Here is a 20342-nt window from a genome sequence, read left to right on the forward strand (position 1 = left end):
GCAGCGCCGTCAGGACGCGCGCACCTCGAGCACCGTGAACAGCGCGTCGTGCAGCGGCGACGCCGGGTAGGCGACGCCGTCGATCGACGTGATGGCCGACGCGAGCCTGCCCGACGAGATGAGCCAGCCGCCGCGCGCTCGTGCGAGGTCGTCGCGCGTGAGCGGCGCGTGCCGCACCGTGAGCCCGTGGGCGGGCGCGTCGCGCTCGAGCTGCTCGAGCGTGATCGACGCGAGGATGCCGTCCTGCTCTGGCGTGAGCAGCTCGCCGTCGACGTCGAGCACGAGCGTCGACGTCGGTCCCTCGAGCAGGCGCCCGGACGGCGCGACGAACAGCACGTCGTCGGCGCCGTGCTCGTGCGCGTACCGCTTCGCCGCCATGTTGATCGAGTACGACAGGCTCTTCGCGCCGGGCAGCAGCCACGGCATCGCCGCGACGACCTCGCCGTCGAAGCCGCGGTCGAGCAGCAGCACGCGCACGCCCGTCGTGCGCTCCGCGATCACCGCCTCCGAGAGGGCCTGCAGCAGCACGTACGCCGTCGGCGGGTGCCCGCCGCCCTCCGGGCCGCGCGTCAGCACGAGCCTCGCGACGGCCTCGGGCGCCGCATCCCAATCCCACGCCTCGACGAGCGCGGCGATCGCACGCCGGTAGCCGTCGCGGTCGGGAGCGGGCAGCGCGAGGATCTCGGCCGACCGCGCGAGGCGGTCGAGGTGCGCGTCGGTGTCGCGCAGCTCGCCGTGGCGCACGAGCGTGGCGTCGAAGACGCCGTCGCCGCGCACGACGCCCAGGTCGTCGGCTCGGATGATGGGGGTCGCGACGTCGACGATCGAGCCGTCGAGCAGCGCGAGCAGGGGAGCGCTCATGCCGCCAGGCTACGAGCGATCCCGCGCGGGGTCACTGCGCCGCGCAGTACTCCTGCAATGCCGTGACGGCGGGCTGCACGTCGGTCGCCGCCTGCGACAGCGCGTCGATGGCGCCCTGCGTGTCGCCTTGCGCGATCGCCGACTGCGCATCCTCGACCGCGGTCGTCGCGACCGACGTGATCGAGTCGACGTGCGCGGCGAGCTCGGGGTCCGTCACCTGGTCGCCGAGCGTCGTGACGCGGTCGACGATGCCGGGCACCGAGGCGAGCGCGCCCAGCGGGTCGCTGCCGAAGCGCGTCGCGAGCTCCGACACGTCGGCCATGAGCTGCTCGGCGTCGGAGAGCACCTGCTCGCACTGCGACGCGGTCGACGCCTCGGCCGTCGGCGACGGCGAGGCGGAGGCCGAGGGATCGGTCTGGCCGCCGCCGGAGCATGCGGTCAGCATCGCGATCGCCGCGAGGGCGAGGGGGAGTCCGGTGCGGATGCGCATGATCGCCAGGATAGGACGCGTTCCCATGCGTCGCCTTTGACGGGAACAGCGTCAGCCGACGTCGCAGGTCAGCCGAGGTCGCAGGGCAGCACGACGCCCGCGGCGGCGTAGAGGATGTCGAGCGAGTACGGGATCGTGCCGAGCAGCGACACCTCGTCGTCGTCGCGCCTCGCCACGACGCCCGCCGCATCCGTGATCGCCGTGTCGAGCGCGGGCGCGGCCGAGAGCAGCACGGGATCGGTGGTCGCGGCGAGCCACGCGTCGTACTGGGCGCGGATGTCGGCGATCACGACGTCGGCCGTGGCCCAGTCGTTGACGTCGTCGCCGGGCACCGCGGCGTCGAGCGCGCCCGTCGTCTCGATGATGCGCGCCATCGCGGCGTCCGACGCCTGGCACTGGGCGGCGTCGGGCTCGGGCTGCACCTCGGGCGTCGCCGAGGGCGTCGTCGTCGGGGTCGCGCTCGGCGTGGGTGCCGCGCTCGGCGTCGGGGTGGCCGAGGGGAGCGGCTCGGCCGGCGTCGTCGCCGCCGGCATCGCGGGCGGCAGCACGACGCAGCCGGCGAGCACCGCCGTCGCCAGCACCGTCAGCAGCGTCGACCGCATCGCTCGTGCTCGCGTGGTGCGCATCGCGGACCTCCCCGTCGAGCGTCGACGCTAGACGTGTCGCCTGGACGCGGCATGCGCGGGCCGCGGCGAGCGCGTACGATGGCAGGCACAGACGTCGATCCGGCCATCACCGGGGAGTCCTCGGCAGAACCGTCGAAGCCCGCGAGGGTGGAGGCGCAGTAGATCCGAGCGGGTCCGGCCCGTCACAGCCGAAGAGCGAGCGGCAGCCTCCACGAGGCTGCAAGCCGGGTGGTACCGCGCGAGAGCGTCCCGGCTCTTCAGAAGCAGCAGCAGCTGGATAGAGGAGTCGAGTGGACGAGCAGCGCTACCCGAGGCACGGCGGCACCGTCGTGCCCAATCCGTCGTTCCCCGCGGTCGAGGAGGGCATCCTCGCGTTCTGGAAGGGCGACGACACCTTCCAGGCGTCGATCGACCAGCGCGACGGCTGCGAGGAGTGGGTCTTCTACGACGGGCCGCCGTTCGCGAACGGCCTGCCGCACTACGGCCACCTGCTCACGGGCTACGCGAAGGACGTGTTCCCGCGCTACCAGACGATGCGCGGCAAGCAGGTGCAGCGCCGCTTCGGCTGGGACACGCACGGCCTGCCCGCCGAGCTCGAGGCGATGAAGCAGCTCGGCATCACCGAGAAGGCCGAGATCGAGGCCATGGGCGTCGACGTCTTCAACGCGAAGGCGCGCGAGTCGGTGCTCGAGTACACGCGCGAGTGGCAGGACTACGTCACGCGGCAGGCGCGCTGGGTCGACTTCGAGCACGACTACAAGACGCTCGACGTCGGCTACATGGAGTCGGTCATCTGGGCGTTCTCCGAGCTCTACGCCAAGGGCCTCGCCTACGAGGGCTACCGCGTGCTGCCGTACTGCTGGCGCGACGAGACGCCGCTGTCGGCGCACGAGCTGCGCATGGACGACGACGTGTACCAGGAGCGCCAGGACCCGTCGGTGACCGTGACGTTCCCGCTCGAGGGCGACGCGGCGGATGCCGCGGGGCTCGCGGGCGTGCGGATGCTCGCCTGGACGACGACGCCGTGGACGCTGCCCACGAACATGGCCCTCGCGGTCGGACCCGGCATCGCGTACGTCGTCGTGGCCGCAGGCCCCGCCGGCGCGGCCGACGGCGGCGTCGCGGGGGAGACGCGATACCTGCTCGCCGCCGACACGCTCGGCGCGCACGCCAAGGTGCTCGGCTACGACGAGGGCGCGCCCGAGGTGCTGCGCACCGTCACGGGCGCCGACCTGGGCGGCCTTGCCTACCGGCGCCTGTTCGACGACTTCGCCGACGCCGACGAGTGGGGCACCGGCACCGCCTGGCGCGTGCTCGTCGACGACTACGTCGCGACGGGCGAGGGCACGGGCATCGTGCACCAGGCGCCCGCGTACGGCGAGGACGACCAGCGCGTCACGGCCGCCGCCGGCATCCCCACGATCCTGTCCGTCGACGACGGCGGCCGCTTCCTGCAGCTCTTCGCGACCGGCGAGCTCGCCGAGATCGCCGGCGTGCAGGTGTTCGAGGCGAACCGCACGATCATCCGCGCCCTGCAGGCGAAGGGTCGTCTGCTGCGCGAGGCGTCGTACCTGCACCCGTACCCGCACTGCTGGCGCTGCCGCAATCCGCTCATCTACAAGGCGGTCTCGTCGTGGTTCGTGCGCGTCACGGACATCAAGGACGACCTGATCGCGGCGAACGAGCGCATCAACTGGGTGCCCGAGAACGTGAAGCACGGCCAGTTCGGCAAGTGGCTCGAGGGTGCGCGCGACTGGTCGATCAGCCGCAACCGGTACTGGGGCAGCCCCATCCCGGTGTGGAAGAGCGACGACCCGAACTTCCCCCGCATCGACGTGTACGGCTCGCTCGACGAGCTCGAGCGCGACTTCGGCGTGCGGCCCGCCGACCTGCACCGCCCGTACATCGACGAGCTCACGCGGCCGAACCCCGACGACCCGACCGGGCGGTCGACGATGCGCCGCATCCCCGACGTGCTCGACGTGTGGTTCGACTCGGGCTCGATGCCGTTCGCGCAGGTGCACTACCCGTTCGAGCAGCAGGAGTGGTTCGACACCCACAGCCCCGCCGACTACATCGTCGAGTACATCGGGCAGACGCGCGGCTGGTTCTACGTGCTGCACGTGCTCTCGGTGGCGCTCTTCGGTCGCGAGGCGTTCCGCAACGTCATCAGCCACGGCATCATCCTCGGCGACGATGGCTTCAAGGCCTCGAAGTCGCGGCGCAACTACCCCGACGTCAACGAGTCGTTCGACGCGTACGGCTCGGATGCCGTGCGGTGGAACCTGCTGCAGGGCTCGATCCTGCGCGGCGGCAACTTCATCGTGTCCGAGGAGGGCATCCGCGAGGCGCTGCGGCAGTTCCACCTGCCGCTGTGGTCGACGTGGTACTTCCTCACGACGTACGCGAACCGTGCGAAGGACGGGCAGCCGTACGTCGCGACGCCGCGCGCCGACTCGACCGACGTGCTCGACCGCTACGTGCTCGCGAAGCTGCGCGAGACCGTCGAGGCCGTGACGAGCGCGATGGATGCGCTCGACGCGACGGGCGCCACGCTCGCGCTGCGCGAGTTCACCGACACGCTCACCAACTGGTACGTGCGTCGCTCGCGCGACCGCTTCTGGGCCGGCGTGACCGACGATCCGCGCTCGACGGAGGCGTTCGACACGCTCGCGCTGGTGCTCGAGACGCTCACGACGATCGCGGCGCCCCTCGCGCCGCTCGTCGCGGAGGAGGTCTGGCGCGGGCTCACGGGCGGTCGCTCGGTGCATCTCACCGACTGGCCCGACGCATCCGCGCTGCCCGCCGACCCGGCGCTCGTCGCGCAGATGGACGAGGCACGCGCCGTCGTCAACGCACTGCACGGCATGCGCAAGCAGCGCAGGCTGCGGGTGCGCCTGCCGCTCGCCGAGGCGACGATCACGAGCCGCGTCGACCTGTCGGCGTTCGCCGATCTCGTGCGCGACGAGGTCAACCTCAAGGCCGTGCACGTCGTGCACGTCGCCGACGACGAGGAGCTGCCGGGCCTGTCGAAGACGGCGCAGATCGTCTCGAAGGTCGCCGCGCCGCGCCTGAAGGGCGACTTCAAGCGGGTCTTCGCGGCGATCCGCGCGGGCGAGTGGACCGTCGACGGCGAGCGCCTGCTCGTCGACGGCGTCGTGCTCGAGCCCGGCGAGTTCGCGCTGCTCGACGAGCCGACCGAGTCGGCGTACGAGGGCGGCGAGACGACGCTGCTGGGCCACACGCACCTCGACCTCGACACGGCCACGACGTCCGCGCTCGAGGCCGAGGGCCTCGCGCGCGACGCCGTGCGCGCGATCCAGGATGCGCGCAAGCAGGCCGACCTCGACGTCTCCGACCGCATCGTGCTCGTGCTCGGCAGCGACGCGCACGGCGTCGCGGCGCTCGAGACGCACCGCGACCTCGTGGCGGGCGAGACCCTCGCGACGACGCTGACGATCGAGCGCGTCGACGACACGGCAGGCGAGGCGGCCGACGCCGCCGACGTGCGCGTCGGCGACGGCTCCCCGCTGACGATCCGACTGGAGCGCGCATGAGCGACGACCGCGACCCGCGGCACCCCGAGCCGACCCGGCGCAACGCCGACGGCGACGAGATGAACGCGTGGGACGACGCGTACGAGGAGGAGGTCGACGTCGACGGCGAGGCCATCGACCTCGACGACCTCGAGTCGGGTGGGGGCATCCCGTTCCCGTCGGCCGACGCCGACGAGGATGACGAGGGCGCCGAGCAGGACGCGACCGACGAGCGCATCCTCGACTCGCTCGAGGACCGCGAGGCCGCCGACGCCGCGTACGCGCAGCTGCTCGAGCGCGCGGGGGAGACGGCGATCGAGCCGCGCCTCGCCGCGACGGCGCGCGCCGTGGAGCTGCTCGGCGACCCGCAGCGCTCGTACGGCGTCGTGCACGTGACGGGCACGAACGGCAAGGGCTCCACGGCCCGCATCGCCGAGTCGCTGCTGCGCGCCCACGGGCTGCGCACGGGCCTGCTCACGAGCCCGCACCTCGAGCGCGTGACCGAGCGCATCCTCATCGACGGCGAGCCCGTGTCGGATGCGGTGTTCGCGCGCGTGTGGGACGAGATCGCGCCGTTCCTCGACCTCGTCGACGGCGAGCTCGAGCAGGGCGGGCAGCGTCGACTCACGTTCTTCGAGGCCATCACGGTGCTCGCCTACGCGATCTTCGCCGACGCGCCCGTCGAGGTCGCGGTCGTCGAGGTCGGCATGGGCGGCACGTGGGACTCGACCAACGTCGCCGACGGCGACGTCGCCGTGCTGACCCCCATCGCGCTCGACCACACGAACCGGCTCGGCTCGACCGTCGAGGCGATCGCGACCGAGAAGGCGGGCATCGTGAAGCCCGGCGCCATCGTCGTCACCGCGGAGCAGGAGCCCGGCGTCCTCGCGATCATCGAGGCGCGTGCCGCCGAGGTCGGCGCGTCGCGCGTGCTCGTCGAGGGCCGCGACTTCGAGCGCGAGAGCACCCTCGCGGTCGGCGGCCAGCTCGTGACGATCCGCGGCCTCGCCGCCGCGTACGAGGACCAGCCGCTGCCGCTGCTCGGTCGTCACCAGGGCCAGAACGCCGCGCTCGCGCTCGTCGCGGTCGAGGCCTTCCTCGGCGGCGGCACGCGACCGATCGCGCAGGACGTGCTGTCGACGGCGTTCGGCGCCGTCACGTCGCCCGGCCGGCTCGAGGTCATCGGCACCGACCCCAGCGTCGTCGTCGACGCCGCGCACAACCCACACGGCGCGCAGGCGCTTGGCGTGGCGCTGCAGGAGGTGTTCGCGTTCGAGCACGTGCAGCTCGTCGTCGGCATGGTCGAGGGCAAGGACGTCGCAGGCGTGCTGCGCATCCTCGAGCCGCACGTCGAGGAGGTCGTCGTGACGCAGTCCGACTCCGAGCGCGCCGTGCCCGCCGACGACCTCGCCCGCGTGGCCGTCGAGGTGTTCGGCGCCGAGCGCGTGTCGGTCGAGCCGGTGCTCGAGCGCGCCGTCGAGGCGGCGCGCGAGCAGGCGGAGGATCGCGGCGGCGCCGTGGTCGTGACCGGCTCGATCACGCTGCTCGGCGCCGTGCAGGCGAAGGCGCGCGCCGAGCGCTGGATGCACCGATGACCGCCGCAGCTCGCCGCGAGCGCGGCCTGCTCGAGAAGCTCCTCACGATCGTGCACGGCCTCGAGGTGCTCGCCCTCGCGTTCGGCGCCCTCGCGGTGTGGGGCGTCACGCGCGACTGGCCGGCGCCGACGGCGTTCGCGGTCGTCGCCGTCGTCCTCGTGCTCAGCCTCAAGGTGCTGCGCTACCGGTGGGGATGGGTGGCCAGCCTCGTCGCGCAGGCGCTCATGGCGTGCCTCGCGCTCGTCGAGCCGGTGACGATCGGCGTCTCCCTGGCGTTCATCGCGATGTGGATATTCTGCTTCGTGCGCGCGCGCCAGATCGAGCGCGGCGCGCAGCAGTGAAGCAGTACAGCGAAGGAAGTCATTCGATGCAGCAGACCCTCGTCCTCGTGAAGCCCGACGGCGTCGCCCGTGGACTCACCGGCCAGATCCTCAGCCGGATCGAGGCGAAGGGGTACCGCATCGCCGACCTCCGGCTCGTGCAGCCCGAGCGCGCGCTGCTCGAGGAGCACTACGCCGAGCACGACGGCAAGCCGTTCTTCGAGCCGCTCGTCGAGTTCATGCTCTCGGGCCCGTCGGTCGCGGTGCGCCTCGAGGGCGACCGCGTCATCGAGGGCTTCCGCTCGCTCGCGGGCACGACCGACCCGACGACGGCGGCGCCCGGCACGATCCGCGGCGACCTCGGCCGCGACTGGGGCCTCAAGGTGCAGCAGAACCTCGTGCACGGCTCGGACTCCGAGGAGTCGTCGGCGCGCGAGCTCGCGCTCTGGTTCGCCTGAGCCGCATCCACCCAGACGACGACGCCCCCGGCCATGCGGCCGGGGGCGTCGTCGCGTCTGCGGGTCGTCGGTGGGGTCAGTAGCCCAGCAGCAGGTACCGGGGGATGTCGGGCAGGCGCACGACGATGACGAGCACGACGACGAGCGCGAGCACGATGCTCAGCACCCACGACCACTCGCCCCAGCGCGCGGCGAACGCGCGCAGGCCGGCCGGCGCCACCATGGCGCCCGAGCCGATCGACCACGTCACGAACGTCGGGGCCATCGCCGACATCGCCATGTAGACGAGGAAGCACCAGGGGCACACGAGGCCGAGCTCGAACACGCTCTGCTGCCAGAGCCACAGCGCGAACGCCAGGCCGCCGAGCACGCCGACCGTGAACGTCGACCACACCCAGCGCGGCATGCGCACGAGCGCGAGGGCGAGCACGCCCATCACGATGACGATGGGGAAGGCCATGAGGCCGATGAAGGGGTTCGGGAAGCCCAGGAGGCTGCCCTGCCACGACTCCATCGCGCCGGAGCAGCTGACGAACGGGCTGATGTCGCAGCCGAGACCCTCGTCGGGGAACTGCAGCAGGTGGATCCGCTCGATCGACAGCGTGAGCGCTGCCGTGAGTCCTGCGGCACCCGTCACGATGAGCAGGATGCCGAGCCACCGCGGCGGCGTGAACCCGGCGGGCGCCGGCACGGCGTCGTCCTTCGCGGGCGCTGCGCGCTCGGTCTGCTTCGTGGCCATGTCCACCCCTCGGCTGCGGGCATCGCGGTCGCGCATGCCTCGGCATGAGCATCCCACCAGCAGACCCTATGCATCGGCCGACCGGTCAGCGGACGCGGCGACCAGGTCGTGCGTGGTCGTGAGCGCCGCTCACGGACGACACGCCGACCGTGGGGTATCGTGGGTGACGGCGCACCAGCGCCGCAGATTTGACCGGGCACACCGGGCCGCTCCCGCGAGGGGGTGTCGGATCGCCAGCTCCGAGCAGACGAACAGGTGCCGTGCGACACCGCACGCACCCACAGGGATTCGCGGCGGGCACTGCCAGCCGCGCGAGAGTCGCCCGGCGATGCCGGGCCTGAGGAGTACGCCAGCGATGGTGGATGCACACGACGCGTCGGCAGACGCGAACCACGACGAGACCAGCACCGAGATCGCGACGCCCGTCGCCGAGATCGAGACGACCGGGCAGGCCGAGGTGGCCGAGCAGGCTGCCGAGCAGCCCGCCGTCGAGCAGGAGCAGCCCGCCGAGGCGCCCGTCGCCTCCGACGGCGAGCCCGAGCCCGGCCACGAGCCGGGTCTCGAGGGTCCTGCCGAGCTCGCGCTGCCCGAGCGCGGCGAGGATGCGCTGCCGTTCGCGATCCAGTTCTTCGCGCCCGACATCGCGAGCCTCGCACCGCTGCCGCCGCTGCCCTCGCAGCGCCGCGACCCGGTCGACGACGACGAGGACGACGACGAGCCCCGATCGAACCGCCGTCGCCGGCGCAGCGGCCGCAGCCGCGAGGAGCGTCAGGCCGAGCGTCCGCTCATCACGGAGCCGCAGAAGGTGCAGGGCTCCACGCGCCTCGAGGCGAAGAAGCAGCGCCGCCGCGAGGGCCGCGACGCGGGTCGTCGTCGCGCCGTCGTCACCGAGAGCGAGTTCCTCGCCCGCCGCGAGGCCGTCGAGCGCACCATGGTCGTGCGCTCGCGCCACGACCGCGTGCAGCTCGCGGTGCTCGAGGACGGCATCCTCGTCGAGCACTACGTCGCCAAGTCGTCGGAGACGAGCCTCATCGGCAACGTCTACCTCGGCAAGGTGCAGAACGTGCTGCCCAGCATGGAGGCGGCGTTCGTCGACATCGGGCGCGGCCGCAACGCCGTGCTCTACTCGGGCGAGATCGACTGGGAGGCCGCGGGCCTCGAGAACCAGCCGCGCAAGATCGAGCTCGCGCTCAAGCCGGGCGACACCGTGCTCGTGCAGGTCACGAAGGACCCGATCGGTCACAAGGGCGCTCGCCTGACGAGCCAGATCTCGCTGCCCGGTCGCTACCTGGTCTCGGTGCCCGGTGGCTCGATGAGCGGCATCTCGCGCAAGCTGCCCGACACCGAGCGCGCGCGCCTGAAGAAGATCCTCAAGGAGGTGCTCCCCGAGGGCATGGGCGTCATCGTGCGCACCGCCGCCGAGGGCGCCACGCAGGACCAGCTCACGCGCGACGTCGAGCGCCTCGGCCGCCAGTGGCAGTCGATCCAGGACCAGACGGCGAAGGGCAGCGCACCCGCGCGCCTGCACGCCGAGCCCGACCTGCTCGTCAAGATCGTGCGCGACGTCTTCAACGAGGACTTCCAGCGCATGGTCATCCAGGGCGACGAGGCGCTGTCGACCATCCGCGAGTACCTCGGCGCCATCGCGCCCGACCTGCTCGAGCGCATCGAGCCGTTCGAGCTCGAGGTCGACCCGTTCGAGCACTTCCGCGTCTCCGAGCAGATCGACAAGGCGCTCGACCGCAAGGTCTGGCTGCCGTCGGGCGGCTCGCTCGTCATCGACCGCACCGAGGCCATGACGGTCATCGACGTCAACACCGGCCGCTTCGTCGGCCAGGGCGGCAACCTCGAGGAGACCGTCACGAAGAACAACCTCGAGGCTGCGGAGGAGGTCGTGCGACAGCTGCGCCTGCGCGACCTCGGCGGCATCGTGGTGATCGACTTCATCGACATGGTGCTCGAGTCGAACCGCGACCTCGTGCAGCGACGCCTCATCGAGTGCCTGTCGCGCGACCGCACGAAGCACCAGGTGGCGGAGGTCACGAGCCTCGGCCTCGTGCAGATGACGCGCAAGCGCCTGGGCCTCGGCCTGCTCGAGGCGTACTCGGAGACGTGCGAGGTGTGCGCGGGCCGCGGCCTGATCGTGCACCACGAGCCCGTGTCGCGCTCGTCGCGCGGCGGCGGCAACGGCGGCTCCGAGGGCGGCCGTCGCCGCGGCGGCAAGCGCCAGGAGCCCGCGGCGAGCGCCGGCGGCAACCAGGGCGGCCAGCAGCACTCGCAGCAGCAGGGCACGCACGGCATCACCGACGACGCCCGCAAGGGCCTGTCGCAGATGGCGGCGGCATCGAAGGGTCGCGAGCACGGCCACGACGACGAGCACGGCCACGAGCACGGCGAGGAGTCGGCTGCCCCCGAGCAGGCGGCCCCCGCGGCGCAGCGTCAGCAGCAGCAGCCCGCGCGCGAGCAGCAGCCGCGTCGCAGCCGCCGAGCCTCGAGCCGCGGTGCTCGCGACGGCCAGCAGCAGCAGACGCAGCAGTCGCAGGGTGCACCCGCTCGCCAGCAGGAGTCCGCGCCCGCGCGCCAGCAGGAGCCGGCGGCCGACGCCGTCACGATCCTCGACATCCCCGTCGCGGCGAAGCGCGACGAGCCCACGGCACCCGCACGCTCGAACGACGTCGAGGGTCTGCTCTCGGGCGCGCTCGACGCCCTCGCGGCACCTGCGGCCGGCACAGGCAAGGCGGCGCGCCGCAGCCGTCGTGCGTCGAGCGGCGGCATCGTCACGGCGCAGCCCGACGCCCAGTAGGCATCCACGCACGAGGCCCCGCGACCATCCGGTCGCGGGGCCTCCTGCGTGCGCGGCGTCTCAGCGGTCGCGCGGTTTGACGCGCAGCCCGCTCGCGAGCAGCCGGCGCACGAGCTCGCGGCCAGGCACGGCCTCGGCGCCGAGCGCCACGAGCTCGTCGATGCGCTCGGCGGGCACGTCGTAGTGGTCGCGGTCGAAGCCCCGCTCCGGCAGTCCGGCGCGGCGTGCGAACGCGTGGAGCTCGTCGAGCGACGCGTCGCTCACGAGATGCGCCCACGTCGTGCCGTGCTTCGGCCACCGGGGCTCGTCGACGAGGATCGCCATGCCAGCGACGCTACTCCCGATCAGCGCAGCCCGTGCCTCAGGGCAGCCCGTGCCTCATGGGAGCTCCGTGCGCACGCCGAGGAACGCCGCCATGCCCGCGAGCTCGTCGGCGACGGCGTCGCGCAGGCGCGCGTCGGGCTCGACGTCCCAGTGGATGGCCGCGACGCGCAGCGCCCCGGCGTCGCGGTCGCGCCGCGCGTCGACCTTGGCCACGAGCGCGTCGCCGTCGAGCACGGGCAGCGCGAACGCGCCCCAACGCCGCTTCGCGGCCGGCGTGTACTGCTCGAGCGCGTAGTCGAACGCGAAGAGGTCGCGCATGCGCTTCCGGTCGAAGATGAGGCGGTCGAGCGGCGACAGCACCGCGACGCGGCCCGCGAACCCCTCCGCCGACGCGTCGGCGGCCAGGCGCCACTCGCCGCGCGTGCCCTCGACGCGCACGGGCTCGCCGACGCCACCCACGGCGCGCGGACGTGCGAGCCCCAGCGATCCCAGCACGCGCTCTTGCCGGCGTCGCTCCGCGTCGTCGGCCGGCAGCGGCTCGGCGGGCGGCAGCACGCGCTCGGCGAGATCCCACACGCGCTCCGAGCCCACCCGCTCGACGACCGCGACGACGCCCGAGCACTGCAGGAACTCGAGCAGCATCGCGACGTTCCTGTTGGCGTTCCAGCCGCTCGAGTCCCACGGCCACTCGGCGGTGTCGGGCACGTCGCGCTGGGGGAGCGGCCCGTCGTCGCGCAGCAGCGCGAGCACACGGACGTGGAAGCCCCGATTGTCGGAGACCCACTCCGCGACCCGCGGGTGCTCGTCGGCCCACGCGAGCATGGGCGGCAGCAGCTCGGGCAGCAGCGACGTCGGCCGCAGCGAGATCGCGAGCGGCTCGATGGGCGTCGGCTGCCCCAGGTGCTCGAAGAGCCGCTGCTCGACCTCGACGGCGCGCCGCACGTCGCCGTACGCGAGCTCGTCGCCGAGCCGCGTCCACGCCACGTGCTCCGCCGACGGCATGACGATGTCGGTCACGTTCGCCTGCAGCATCCCCAGGTGCTCGACGACCGTGAGCAGGTCGGATGCGCCGCGCGCGTCGAGCAGCTGCGCCCGCACCGCGATGCGCCGCGCGTCGACGATCGAGAGCTCGCGGAGCGTCGCTGCACGGGTGGCCATGCAGCAGACCCTAGACTGGGGGTCGGACGCGATGGCTCGCGGCGCGTGTCGCCGTTTGACCGGGTGCCTGGTCACCCTGTATCGTCGTCCGTTGGCGCGGTCGCGAACGCATTCGTGCGCGCCAGAGACTTTCCATCCATACCGAGTGAGGGATTCACGTGGTCTACGCAGTTGTGCGCGCCGGCGGGCGTCAGGAGAAGGTCGAGGTGGGCTCGGTGCTCGTCGTCGACCGCATCGCCCCCTCCGAGGACGGCACGGTCGAGCTCGCTCCCGTGCTCCTCGTCGACGGTGACACCGTCACGTCCGACGCGAAGAGCCTCGCGAAGGTCACGGTCACGGCCGAGTTCGTGAACGACCTCCGCGGCCCGAAGATCGTCATCCAGAAGTTCAAGAACAAGACCGGGTACAAGAAGCGCCAGGGCCACCGCCAGGACCTGACGCGCCTCAAGGTCACCTCGATCAAGTAGGAGCGCAGCAATGGCACATAAGAAGGGCGCATCGTCCACCCGCAACGGTCGTGACTCGAACGCGCAGCGCCTCGGCGTGAAGCGCTTCGGCGGCCAGGTCGTCAAGGCCGGCGAGATCATCGTCCGCCAGCGCGGCACCCACTTCCACCCCGGCGCCGGCGTCGGCCGCGGCGGCGACGACACCCTGTTCGCCCTGCAGGCGGGCTCGGTCGAGTTCGGCCAGAAGGGCGGCCGCAAGGTCGTCAACATCGTCGAGGTCGCTGCGTAGTCCTCGAGGACTCGCACACGAACCACTTCACGCGAGGGGGCGGGCTGATGCCCGCCCCCTCGCTGCATCCCAGGAGGACCCGATGGCGACGTTCGTCGACCGCGTGACGCTGCATCTGACGGCGGGCAACGGCGGACACGGCTGCGTGTCGGTGCGCCGCGAGAAGTTCAAGCCGCTCGCAGGCCCCGACGGCGGCGACGGCGGCGACGGCGGCGACATCGTGCTCGTCGCCGACACGCAGGCCACGACGCTGCTCGAGTACCACCGTCGCCCGCACCGCTCGAGCGCCAACGGCGGCCCGGGCATGGGCGACCACCGCACCGGCTTCACGGGCGGCGAGCTCGTGCTGCCCGTGCCGGTCGGCACCGTCGTGACCGACGCCGACGGCGAGCTGCTCGCCGACCTCGCGTACGCGGGCATGCGCCTCGTCGTCGCGGAGGGCGGTCAGGGCGGCCTCGGCAACGCACGCCTCGCGTCGTCGAAGCGCAAGGCGCCCGGCTTCGCGCTGCTCGGCACCGAGGGCCAGGCGCACGACGTGCAGCTCGAGCTCAAGACCGTCGCCGACGTCGCGCTCGTGGGCTTCCCGTCGGCGGGCAAGTCGAGCCTCATCGCCGCGATGAGCGCCGCGCGCCCCAAGATCGCCGACTACCCCTTCACGACGCTGCACCCGAACCTCGGCGTCGTCGAGGCGGGCCAGACGCGCTACACGATCGCCGACGTGCCCGGCCTCATCGAGGGCGCGAGCGAGGGCAAGGGCCTCGGCCTCGAGTTCCTGCGCCACGTCGAGCGCTGCAGCGCGCTGCTGCACGTCGTCGACTGCGCCACGCTCGAGCCCGGCCGCGACCCGCTCACCGACCTCGACGTCATCCTGCGCGAGCTCGGCGCCTACCCGGTGCCCGAGGGGCAGACGCCCCTGCTCGAGCGTCCGCAGCTCGTCGCGCTCAACAAGGTCGACGTGCCCGACGCCGCCGAGCTCGCCGCGTTCGTGCGCGCCGACCTCGAGGCGCGCGGCTATCGCGTGCTCGAGATCTCGACCGTCGCCCGCACGGGCCTGCGCGAGCTGTCGTTCGCGCTCGCCGAGCTCGTCGAGGCCGACCGCGCGCAGCGCGCCGCCGTGCCCGAGCCCGAGCGCATCGTGCTGCGGCCGCGCGCGATCGACGACGCCGGCTTCACCGTCAAGACCGAGGGCGGCACGCACGGCACGCTCTACCGCATCCGCGGCGCGAAGCCCGAGCGCTGGATCCAGCAGACCGACTTCCGCAACGACGAGGCCGTGGGCTACCTCGCCGACCGCCTCGCGCGCCTCGGCATCGAGGATGCGCTCGTGAAGGCGGGTGCCGTGCCCGGCTCGACCGTCGTGATCGGCCCCGGCGACGGCATGGTCTTCGACTGGGAGCCCACGATGACGTCGATGGCCGAGCTCGGCGACCGCGGCACCGACGCGCGCCTCTACGGCGCGGGTCGGCAGACGACGGCCGAGCGACGCGCCGGCTACCACGAGCGGATGAACGCCAAGCAGGCCGCGCGCGACGAGCTCGCGCGCGAGCGCGCGGCAGGCCTGTGGGTCGACGACGAGGGCTTCGAGATCGAGCAGTCGCGCCGCGAGCGGCTCGCCGAGGAGGCCGTGGACGCCGCCCAGCGCACCGACGAGGACGACGCGTGACCGACGTCGCGCACGTCGACGAGGTCGCCGTGCCCGAGCGCATCGTCGTGAAGGTCGGCTCGTCGTCGATCTCGGGCGACAACCGCGGGCAGATCGAGACGCTCGTCGACGACATCGCCGCACTGCGCGCGCGTGCCGACGTCATCCTCGTGTCGTCGGGATCGATCGCGACGGGCCTGCCGTTCCTGGGCCTCGAGCAGCGTCCCGCCGACCTGCCGACGGTGCAGGCGGCCGCGGCGATCGGGCAGAACGTGCTCATGAACCGCTACCAGCGCAGCCTCAACCGCTTCGAGATCGTCGCGGCGCAGGTGCTGCTGTCGGCGAGCGACATGAGCGTCGACCAGCACCGCGTCAACGCGTTCAACGCGCTCGAGCGCCTGCTGGAGCTCGGCATGCTGCCGATCGTCAACGAGAACGACACCGTCGCGACCCACGAGATCAACTTCGGCGACAACGACCAGCTCGCGGCGCTCGTCGCGCGCCTCGTGCACGCCGACCGCCTCGTGCTGCTCAGCGACGTCGACGCGCTCTACACGGCCCCTCCCGGCACGCCCGGCGCCGAGCGCATCGCGCACGTCGCGCACGGCGACGCCCTCGACGGCGTCACGTTGGGCGTCTCGCAGAGCCTCGTGGGCACCGGGGGAGCGGGCACGAAGGTCGACGCCGCCCGCCTCGCTGCCGACGCGGGCGTCGAGGTGCTGCTCACGGCCACCCGACTGTTCGCCGGGGCCCTCGCGGGCGAGGACCACGGCACGGTGTTCGCGCCGCGCGCGCAGGCTGCGATTCGCACGGCATGAGCGCAGCCGACGCGGTGCCCGACGTGCGCGAGCTCGTCGCCACCGACGTCGACGCCATCGTGGCGCTGTGGCACGAGGCGGGCCTCACACGGCCGTGGAACCCGCCGCACGACGACGTGGCCCTCGCGCTCGCCGGGCCCTCGTCGACGATCCTCGGCATCGACGTCGACGGCGTGCTCGCCGCGACGGCGCTCGCCGGGCACGACGGCCACCGCGGCTGGCTGTACTACGTGGCCGTGGCGGATGCGCACCGCGGCACGGGCCTCGGACGCGCGGTCGTGACGGCGGCGGAGGCGTGGCTGTCGCGCCGCGACATCCGCAAGGTGCAGCTCATGGTGCGCGCGGGCAATCCCGCTGCCGGGCTCTACGAGCACCTGGGCTACGAGCGCCAGGACGTCACGGTGCTGGGGCGCTGGCTCGACGCCTAGGATCGGATCGTGACCGACCTCGCGACGCTGCTGCACGCCTCTCGACGCGCCGCGAGGGTGCTCGCCGTGGCGGGCACCGAGCCGCGGAAGGCGGCGATCCTCGCGATCGCCGACGCGATCGACGCCTCCGTCGACGCGATCGTCGCCGCGAACGCCGAGGACCTCGAGCGGGGCCGCGGCACGCTCGCCGACGGTCTGCTCGATCGCCTCGCGCTCGACGCGACGCGCGTCGCCGCCCTCGCCGCCGCCGCCCGCGAGCTCGCCGACCTGCCGGACCCCGTCGGGGAGGTGACGCGCACGCGCACGCTCGAGAACGGCCTCGAGCTCACCGAGGTGCGCGTGCCGTTCGGCGTCGTCGGCGCCATCTACGAGGCGCGCCCCAACGTCACGGTCGACCTCGCGTGCATCGCGCTCGGCTCGGGCAACGCCATCGTGCTGCGCGGCGGCAGCGCCGCCGAGCAGACGAACGCCGTGCTCGTCGAGACGATGCAGCGCGCCATCGCCTCCGTGGGCCTGCCCGCGGAGTCCGTGCAGACGATCGACCGGTTCGGCCGCGCGGGCGCCACCGAGCTCATGCGCGCCCGCGGCCTCGTCGACCTGCTCGTGCCGCGCGGCAGCGCCTCGCTCATCGAGACCGTCGTGCGCGAGTCGCAGGTGCCCGTCATCGAGACGGGCGCTGGCGTCGTGCACGCGTTCGTCGACGCCGCCGCCGACCTCGAGCAGGCCATCCCGCTGCTGCTCAACGCCAAGACGCAGCGCACGAGCGTGTGCAACTCGCTCGAGACCGTGCTCGTGCACCGTGCGATCGCCGACGAGGCCGTGCCCGTCGTCGTCGACGCCATGCGCGCCGCCGGCGTCACGGTGCACGCCGACGGCGACGTCGAGGGTGCCGCGCCGCTGGGGCCCGAGGGCTGGGCGACCGAGCATCTCTCGATGGACGTCGCCGTGCGCGTCGTCGACGACCTCGATGCCGCGATCGACCACATCGAGCGCTTCGGCACGCACCACACCGACGTCATCCTCACCGAGGATGCGGCGGCAGCCGAGCGCTTCCTCGCCGAGGTCGACTCGGCCGTCGTCATGGTGAACGCGTCGACGCGCTTCACCGACGGCGGGCAGTTCGGCTTCGGCGCCGAGGTGGGCATCTCGACGCAGAAGGCGCACGCGCGCGGGCCCATGGGCCTGCCGGAGCTCACGAGCACGAAGTGGCTCGTGCGCGGCACCGGCCAGGTGCGCGCCTGAACCTCGATCCCACGGGTAGGATCGGAGGCATGGACCTCCTCCTCGCGGCGACCGAGCACCACAGCGATCCCGGCATCATGCCGTACATCGTCGGCGGCATCGCCGCGGCGGTCTTCGTGATCCTCGGCATCGTGACGCACTCGTACCGCGACGTCGCGAACCGGCACAGCCACAAGTTCGACCAGAGCACGCAGAACACCTCCGGTCACCACTAGGCCGACGCCGCATGGCACCTCGCCGTCGCCGCCTCGGCATCATGGGCGGCACGTTCGACCCCATCCATCACGGCCACCTCGTGGCCGCGAGCGAGGTCGCGCAGCACTTCGAGCTCGACGAGGTCGTGTTCGTGCCCACGGGCACGCCGTACCTGAAGTCGGATGCGAGCCCCGCCGAGCACCGATATCTCATGACGGTCGTCGCGACCGCCTCGAACCCGCGGTTCACCGTGTCGCGCGTCGACGTCGACCGCGACGGTCCGACGTACACGATCGACACGCTGCGCGACATGCGCGCGCTGCATCCCGACGCCGACCTCTTCTTCATCACGGGGGCCGACGCGTTCCAGTCGATCGTGGGCTGGAAGGACGTCGGCGAGCTCTGGGATCTCGCCCACTTCGTCGCCGTGTCGCGGCCCGGGCACCAGCTCTCGGTGCGGGGGTACCCCGATGACGCGGTATCCTCGTTGGAGGTTCCCGCGCTCGCCATCTCGTCCACCGACTGCCGAGCCCGTGTGGCAGCCGACTACCCGGTGTGGTATCTGGTCCCCGATGGGGTGGTTCAATACATCACCAAGCACGCTCTGTACAGGATGATCGACGCATGACCGACTACGACGGCCCGCCGCTGACGCGCCGCGAACGCAAGGAGCGCGAGCGCCTCCTTGCCGAGACGACCGGCCAGACGCCGGCCGTCGATGCGCCGATCGCGGACGGAGCGGCCGTCGAGGCGGAGCCGGTCGAGTCCCAGGTCGTCGAGCCCGAGGCCGTCGAGCCCGAGCAGAGCGCGACGCCCGTCGAGGCCACGGTCGTGGACGAGGAGCCCGTCGACGAGGCGCCCGCCGAGCGTGCGCCCGAGCCCGACGAGACGCAGGCGATCGACGTCTCCGAGCTCATCGCAGACCTCAAGCCCCAGTCGACGCCGGCCCCCGACGCCGCCGTCGCAGGCGTGCCCGCCGCCGGCGAGGCGCGCGTGCAGGAGGCCATCGGGGCCGACGCCGCCGCCGAGGAGGCGCCTGCCGATGTGCCCGCGCCGTCGGGCTTCGGCCGATTCTTCGGTCGCCGTGGCCCCGCGCAGGAGGCGCAGGCCGAGCCCGCCGCCGAGCAGTCGGCGCCCGAGTCGATCGCCGACGTGCTCGCCGACCTCCAGGGCGACCGTGACGAGGCTGCAGCACCGAGCCAGCCCATGCAGCGCATCGAGGTCGACGACCTCGACCCGGTCGACGACGCCGAGATCGATCGCCTCGAGATCGACGAGGTCGATGTGCCGTCGGCACGCGTCTCGTCGCGACGCATCGCCGACTCGACGCCCGCAGAGCTCGAGGACCGCCGCGCGCTGCTCGAGGATGCCGACGACGAGACCGACGACGAGGTCGAGGTGCAGGCGGGTCCGTCGCGCGCCACCGGCCGCATCCCCGTCATCGTCAACGTGGTCGAGGACACCTCGCGCCACCACATCGCGGACCTGCGCGAGGACACGAGCGCCATCAGCGCGTCGAGCGTCGGCACCGGCACCTCCACGATCACGGCCAACGCGCTCGTGCTGCCCCTCTCGGGCGCCAACGAGCCGATCACGGTCGAGACCGCCGACGGCGTCATCGTCACGGGATCGATCGACCTGCCGGAGGGCTTCGCATCGTCGGGCCGCAGCCGCGGCACGATCGACACGGCCGAGGTCGACGCCGTCGACGACGCCGGCGAGGTGCGCAGCCCCGAGACGCAGCCCGTGCGCGCGAGCCGCGCCGTGTCGTCCTACGCCAACGCTCGCGTGCGCATCGCACCGCAGCGCCGGTCGCGCAACGCGACCCCCATCGTCATCGGCGTCGCGGGAGGCATCGGCATCGTCGCCGTCGGTGCGACCGTCGTCGCCTTCATCGCCGGCTGGATCTAGATCACTTGACTGCAACCGCACGTACCATCGAGCTCGTCCAGGCAGCGGCCAAGGCCGCCGACGGCGTCATGGGCACCGACCTCGTCGGCCTCGACGTCTCGGAGCGCCTGCCGCTCACCGACGCGTTCCTGCTCGCGACCGGCTCGTCCGAGCGCCAGGTCTCGGCCATCGCCCGCGCGATCGAGGACGACCTCTTCGAGCTCGGCGCGAAGCCGCTGCGCCGCGAGGGGCGTGCCGACGGTCGCTGGGTGCTCATCGACCTGGGCGACCTCGTCGTGCACGTCTTCCACGAGGACGAGCGCCAGTACTACCAGCTCGAGCGGCTCTGGCGGGACTGCCCGGCCATCGCGCTCGACCTGCCCGCCGCGGACTGACCTCCGGCTCGCCGCACCGCTTGCGAGCGGTGCGGTTCTCGGCTACCGTCGTGCTGTAAACGTTTCCAGTTCGGTTGCAGATCGGAC

The 20342-nt window shown here is 72.7% G+C and carries 21 protein-coding genes; 15 read left to right on the forward strand and 6 right to left on the reverse strand.

Annotated elements, in window-relative coordinates; genetic code table 11:
* Positions 1 to 9 precede the first annotated feature (9 nt).
* From BLQ67_RS15160 to BLQ67_RS15170, 3 genes are all read right to left on the reverse strand, one after another.
* Complete coding sequence (locus tag BLQ67_RS15160; RefSeq protein ID WP_092506447.1) at positions 10 to 861, reverse strand: aminotransferase class IV; 852 nt, start codon at positions 859 to 861, stop codon at positions 10 to 12.
* 31 nt (positions 862 to 892) lie between these two features.
* On the reverse strand, positions 893 to 1351 hold the full coding sequence (locus tag BLQ67_RS15165; protein WP_092506449.1) for a hypothetical protein: 459 nt from the start codon (positions 1349 to 1351) through the stop codon (positions 893 to 895).
* 68 nt (positions 1352 to 1419) lie between these two features.
* Entirely contained in the window at positions 1420 to 1977 is a 558-nt protein-coding gene (locus BLQ67_RS15170) for a hypothetical protein (protein WP_092506451.1), read from the reverse strand.
* Between the two features lie 290 nt (positions 1978 to 2267).
* Between BLQ67_RS15170 and ileS the strand changes: the two genes are divergently transcribed.
* Genes ileS through ndk form a run of 4 tightly spaced genes read left to right on the forward strand, consistent with a single transcriptional unit; the run spans position 2268 to position 7886 of the window.
* Complete coding sequence (ileS, locus tag BLQ67_RS15175; RefSeq protein ID WP_092506453.1) at positions 2268 to 5534, forward strand: isoleucine--tRNA ligase; 3267 nt, start codon at positions 2268 to 2270, stop codon at positions 5532 to 5534.
* Positions 5531 to 7108: a bifunctional folylpolyglutamate synthase/dihydrofolate synthase gene (locus BLQ67_RS15180; RefSeq protein WP_092506455.1), complete on the forward strand. Its 1578-nt coding sequence runs from the start codon at positions 5531 to 5533 to the stop codon at positions 7106 to 7108. The genes ileS and BLQ67_RS15180 overlap by 4 nt, the downstream gene beginning before the upstream one ends.
* Positions 7105 to 7449 carry a DUF4233 domain-containing protein gene (locus tag BLQ67_RS15185; protein ID WP_092506457.1) on the forward strand — a complete coding sequence of 115 codons (345 nt, stop codon included), beginning with the start codon at positions 7105 to 7107 and terminating at the stop codon, positions 7447 to 7449. The genes BLQ67_RS15180 and BLQ67_RS15185 overlap by 4 nt, the downstream gene beginning before the upstream one ends.
* A 26-nt stretch (positions 7450 to 7475) precedes the next feature.
* Positions 7476 to 7886, forward strand: a complete 411-nt coding sequence (gene ndk, locus BLQ67_RS15190) for a nucleoside-diphosphate kinase (RefSeq protein WP_092506459.1) — start codon at positions 7476 to 7478, stop codon at positions 7884 to 7886.
* Positions 7887 to 7962: 76 nt separating this feature from the next.
* On the opposite strand, the gene BLQ67_RS15195 is transcribed toward ndk, so the two are convergent.
* On the reverse strand, positions 7963 to 8625 hold the full coding sequence (locus BLQ67_RS15195; RefSeq protein WP_157674874.1) for a vitamin K epoxide reductase family protein: 663 nt from the start codon (positions 8623 to 8625) through the stop codon (positions 7963 to 7965).
* Between the two features lie 355 nt (positions 8626 to 8980).
* Between BLQ67_RS15195 and BLQ67_RS15200 the strand changes: the two genes are divergently transcribed.
* Complete coding sequence (locus tag BLQ67_RS15200; RefSeq protein WP_331711979.1) at positions 8981 to 11428, forward strand: Rne/Rng family ribonuclease; 2448 nt, start codon at positions 8981 to 8983, stop codon at positions 11426 to 11428.
* A gap of 60 nt (positions 11429 to 11488) precedes the next feature.
* Here BLQ67_RS15200 and BLQ67_RS15205 read toward each other — a convergent pair whose 3' ends face one another.
* Both BLQ67_RS15205 and BLQ67_RS15210 read right to left on the reverse strand, forming a co-directional pair.
* Entirely contained in the window at positions 11489 to 11752 is a 264-nt protein-coding gene (locus BLQ67_RS15205) for a DUF4031 domain-containing protein (RefSeq protein ID WP_092506465.1), read from the reverse strand.
* A 54-nt stretch (positions 11753 to 11806) separates the two neighbouring features.
* Complete coding sequence (locus BLQ67_RS15210) at positions 11807 to 12910, reverse strand: DNA glycosylase AlkZ-like family protein (RefSeq protein WP_092506467.1); 1104 nt, start codon at positions 12908 to 12910, stop codon at positions 11807 to 11809.
* A gap of 158 nt (positions 12911 to 13068) precedes the next feature.
* Between BLQ67_RS15210 and rplU the strand changes: the two genes are divergently transcribed.
* From rplU to rsfS, 10 genes are all read left to right on the forward strand, one after another.
* A complete protein-coding gene (rplU, locus tag BLQ67_RS15215; protein ID WP_092506469.1) occupies positions 13069 to 13377 on the forward strand; it encodes a 50S ribosomal protein L21 in 309 nt (102 codons plus the stop codon).
* A 10-nt stretch (positions 13378 to 13387) separates the two neighbouring features.
* Complete coding sequence (gene rpmA / locus BLQ67_RS15220) at positions 13388 to 13645, forward strand: 50S ribosomal protein L27 (RefSeq protein WP_092506471.1); 258 nt, start codon at positions 13388 to 13390, stop codon at positions 13643 to 13645.
* A gap of 82 nt (positions 13646 to 13727) precedes the next feature.
* Positions 13728 to 15308, forward strand: a complete 1581-nt coding sequence (gene obgE / locus BLQ67_RS15225; protein ID WP_092506473.1) for a GTPase ObgE — start codon at positions 13728 to 13730, stop codon at positions 15306 to 15308.
* On the forward strand, positions 15305 to 16105 hold the full coding sequence (proB, locus tag BLQ67_RS15230) for a glutamate 5-kinase (RefSeq protein ID WP_231945080.1): 801 nt from the start codon (positions 15305 to 15307) through the stop codon (positions 16103 to 16105). Before obgE ends, proB begins: the two co-directional genes overlap by 4 nt.
* Positions 16102 to 16533 carry a GNAT family acetyltransferase gene (locus tag BLQ67_RS15235; protein WP_092506475.1) on the forward strand — a complete coding sequence of 144 codons (432 nt, stop codon included), beginning with the start codon at positions 16102 to 16104 and terminating at the stop codon, positions 16531 to 16533. Before proB ends, BLQ67_RS15235 begins: the two co-directional genes overlap by 4 nt.
* A 9-nt stretch (positions 16534 to 16542) precedes the next feature.
* Positions 16543 to 17775, forward strand: a complete 1233-nt coding sequence (locus tag BLQ67_RS15240) for a glutamate-5-semialdehyde dehydrogenase (RefSeq protein WP_231945081.1) — start codon at positions 16543 to 16545, stop codon at positions 17773 to 17775.
* Positions 17776 to 17804: 29 nt separating this feature from the next.
* Positions 17805 to 17990, forward strand: coding sequence for a hypothetical protein (locus tag BLQ67_RS15245; protein WP_092506479.1), 186 nt, complete (start codon positions 17805 to 17807; stop codon positions 17988 to 17990).
* Positions 17991 to 18001: 11 nt separating this feature from the next.
* A complete protein-coding gene (gene nadD, locus BLQ67_RS15250; RefSeq protein WP_092506481.1) occupies positions 18002 to 18598 on the forward strand; it encodes a nicotinate-nucleotide adenylyltransferase in 597 nt (198 codons plus the stop codon).
* Positions 18595 to 19881 carry a hypothetical protein gene (locus BLQ67_RS15255; protein ID WP_092506483.1) on the forward strand — a complete coding sequence of 429 codons (1287 nt, stop codon included), beginning with the start codon at positions 18595 to 18597 and terminating at the stop codon, positions 19879 to 19881. The genes nadD and BLQ67_RS15255 overlap by 4 nt, the downstream gene beginning before the upstream one ends.
* A gap of 5 nt (positions 19882 to 19886) precedes the next feature.
* On the forward strand, positions 19887 to 20255 hold the full coding sequence (rsfS, locus tag BLQ67_RS15260; protein ID WP_092506485.1) for a ribosome silencing factor: 369 nt from the start codon (positions 19887 to 19889) through the stop codon (positions 20253 to 20255).
* Positions 20256 to 20342 lie beyond the last annotated feature (87 nt).

It is taken from the genome of Agrococcus jejuensis (assembly GCF_900099705.1).
GTDB classification, from domain to species: domain Bacteria; phylum Actinomycetota; class Actinomycetes; order Actinomycetales; family Microbacteriaceae; genus Agrococcus; species Agrococcus jejuensis.